The organism is Brasilonema bromeliae SPC951 (assembly GCF_012912135.1).
GTDB classification, from domain to species: Bacteria; Cyanobacteriota; Cyanobacteriia; order Cyanobacteriales; family Nostocaceae; genus Brasilonema; species Brasilonema bromeliae.
The window spans coordinates 1-2,952 of the sequence record NZ_QMEB01000153.1 but is presented as its reverse complement, the minus strand read 5'-3'; the positions used below and the strand labels follow the sequence as shown (position 1 = coordinate 2,952).

At 42.8% G+C, this 2,952-nt stretch carries 4 protein-coding genes; 1 reads left to right on the top strand and 3 read right to left on the bottom strand.

Annotated features, from left to right (window positions below):
* From DP116_RS18425 to DP116_RS18415, 3 genes are all read right to left on the bottom strand, one after another.
* The coding region (locus DP116_RS18425; protein ID WP_246275691.1) for an ABC transporter permease at positions 1-777 on the bottom strand (777 nt) is incomplete at its 3' end.
* A gap of 319 nt (positions 778-1,096) precedes the next feature.
* A complete protein-coding gene (locus DP116_RS18420; RefSeq protein ID WP_169156553.1) occupies positions 1,097-1,882 on the bottom strand; it encodes a Uma2 family endonuclease in 786 nt (261 codons plus the stop codon).
* A gap of 32 nt (positions 1,883-1,914) precedes the next feature.
* A complete protein-coding gene (locus DP116_RS18415) occupies positions 1,915-2,643 on the bottom strand; it encodes a Uma2 family endonuclease (protein ID WP_169156552.1) in 729 nt (242 codons plus the stop codon).
* Between the two features lie 179 nt (positions 2,644-2,822).
* On the opposite strand from DP116_RS18415, the gene petP reads away from it, so the two are divergent.
* Positions 2,823-2,952, top strand: a 130-nt coding sequence (gene petP, locus DP116_RS18410) for a cytochrome b6f subunit PetP (protein WP_169156551.1), incomplete at its 3' end; no start/stop codon positions are given.

Below are 2,952 nucleotides of genomic sequence, written 5' to 3'. Positions count from 1 at the left end.
AGAAGTCACAGAAGCAACCCCCCACTCGCCCCAATGTTTCACCTCTCCCACTAAAATTAAGTCACGATAAACTTCCGAAATAGCCGTCAGGGGATTTAACCAAAATACCCAATTCCGAAATTCTGGTGGTATGGAGGATGCTGGATAAACAATTGGTGTTAGATACAACCAAAGCTGTAAAATAACTCCTAAAGTCTGCGGTATATCTCGCAGAAATACCGTTAGTCCTGCCGTCAAATAACCTAATCCTGCTGTCAGCAATAACTGGGTGAACCAAACCAACGGTAATAGCGCCAAAGTCGTATGTAAAGTATGACTTTGTACCGCCACAAAAAAAATCAACGCCATTAAACCAAAGGAACTTTCAACAAATGTTGATAAAATTGGTACTAGAGGTAACAAAGACAAGGGAAACACTACCTTCTTGACTAAATTCGGCTGTACTATCACCGAAGCAGACGCCTGCATCAAGCCACCACTAAAAGCAATCCAAGGCAGTAACCCTGCAAATAGCCATAAACCAAACGTAAAATTATTCTCTGGTAAACCTTTAAGGCTCAGCTTTACCCTTAGGACAATCGAGAACACATAAGTATAAATTAGTAACTGGGATAGCTGATTTAATAAAGGCCATAAATTTCCTAAAACAGAACCTTTGTAGCGTGCTTCCAAATCCCGTCGTACCAAAGCTCTCAACAAATCAAACTTTGCTAACCACGGCTCTAAAATTGGCAAGATACGCTTTAATGCACCAGCCTTTCGGATAACTCCTCGCATTGTTCGCAACAATTGCTGCTCCTCACTTGATACCTACACACCAAATTTCTCTCAATGAAGCCCAACAGCTACTAAAGTTCCCGGTGTACTTCTATATGGAAGAATAAGTTTTTTCTGTAAAAGTGCGCTTAAATTACCTTGTAAATTATACGCTTAATTGGACATTTTGCAGCAGATTTTATCTCTGATTTCAGCTATAGAGAACTCAGTGAAACTCTTGTGGATCGCTTCTTAATCATCGGAACTGTTCGGTCCAACTGTTGTTAAACAAATAGCTGCTTGTTACCACTCGATGCTGAATATCCAACAAGTTATTTTTTCACATTTGAGGCAAGTTATCCGGATCAATTCCCTGAGTACGCAAATACTCCGCCAGTCTCTGGGCCCGTTGGCGTTCTTGTTCAGCCCGTTGGCGTTCTTGTTCAGCCCGTTGGCGTTCTCGTTGAATTTGCTGTGTGGGTGTTGGTATCCATTGATGATTGATATCATACCAACGCAGCCATAGACCTGTGGTATTTTCGTAGGAACCTTGCCAAACTCCTAAACCTAGTTGTATCTCTTCTAACCACAAACGTTGGTCAGGCAAAGACAATTCTTGGTAACGAGTTCCTTCTAAGCGAAAACCTCGCAATTGATTGCTGTATCGGTCAAACACAACATAATAGGGAATACGTAAAATTTGCTCATAAACCTGCCACTTGGTTGCAGGCTTGTTGACTTCCCTGAGGGTTTGTCCTAAGTCTTCCTGTTCTGTACCAGGTGAAAGCAACTCAACGACAAGAAATGGTGTAACTCCCTCTTGCCAAATCACATAACTCAAGCGCAAGTCTTTTTGTTGTTGGGCACGAGATACCCCTAAAACCATATACCAATCAGGTCGCTTGTACCACAATGGATGACGAGGATCGTAGTAGAGATTTAAGTCAGTAGCAATTAAAATTTCCTCAGGGGGATAGTTAGAAGGTTGACAGGTTTCGCTAAGTAGTCTAGGTTGAAAAATATGAAATTCATCTGGCAATCCGGATTCTGCCACTAATTCACTAGGCAAATCATACATCGTTGGTAAAACTTCCTGTGGTGGACGGGGTGGATCAGTTTGATACATAAGTGCTACCTCTGACTTCGACTGTACTCGGGCTAAATCAAACTCTCTGGCTCGATACCAAACGATCGCAACTTTTGTGCTAACAACTGCGATCGCTCTCGTTCTCCTTCCAAGAGCAATTCTGCCTGAGAAGCTCGTTGTTGAGCCTCAGATGCCTGCTGGTGCGTAACTCTGGCTGTCTCTTCTGGTGTCAGCACTAAATCTCCTTCAGACGTAAAGTATCGCAGCTTACCCGCATTTACACCTAAATACAGACCTAGCACTTGACTCCAGCGCCATCCCCGTGAATCTGGTGCAATTTCTTGATATTCATTCCCTACTAACTTAAAACCCACACATTCCAAATTTTCTGGGGAAAACCAAAAATATTCTGGAGTGCGAAATCGGTTTTGATACAAGTCTTTCTTCAAAGTCCGGTCAACTTTGCCTGTGCTTTCAGAAAGTAATTCAATAATCAAGTCTGGATAACGACCATCTTCCTCCCAAAGTACCCAAGAATTACGAGGTCTTTTCTCAGTGTCCTTTACTAAGAAAAAGTCTGGCCCTCTAAAATCCCGATTTCGCAATTGTTGACGGCTAAAATAGATAGTAAGATTGGCACCGATAAAGAAATCATCCCTATCACGCCATAACCACTCCAAACAACTCACTAGCAGCAGTAGCTGCATATAATGTAAAGAACTTTCCATCTCTGGCTCATCACTTAACAACCGACTTGCATCGGGCATCTGTTGTTCTAGCTGTTGTGCTGTGACAAACATCTGCTTACACCTGCTGACTTATTGATTTCATTTTAGTCAGTCGTTATTAGTTATTCCCCTCATCCCCATGACAGGTTGCATGCACAAACCGGAACCTGGGCGTACTGGATCTTTTCCTACTCCCTCTCGTGCCCAGATTCGGCTACACTGAGTCTTGGTTTGTTGTGTTGTAAGTTGGCATGGAAATCGGACAAAAAGTTAAAGTCGTTCGTTTGCGCGATCGCGTATCTCCCCCTATCGTCAAAAGACTAGGACAAGTCGGTATCATTCAAGGCTACAAGATGACTGATAGTAGCGGCGTTGGTATAG

What these genes read in the sequence shown, in the direction of transcription:
- DP116_RS18420 (WP_169156553.1), bottom strand. Translation starts at nt 1,882, where the DNA reads ATGTATCAAACTGATCCACCCCGTCCACCACAGGAAGTTTTACCAACG.
- DP116_RS18415 (WP_169156552.1), bottom strand. Translation starts at nt 2,643, where the DNA reads ATGTTTGTCACAGCACAACAGCTAGAACAACAGATGCCCGATGCAAGT.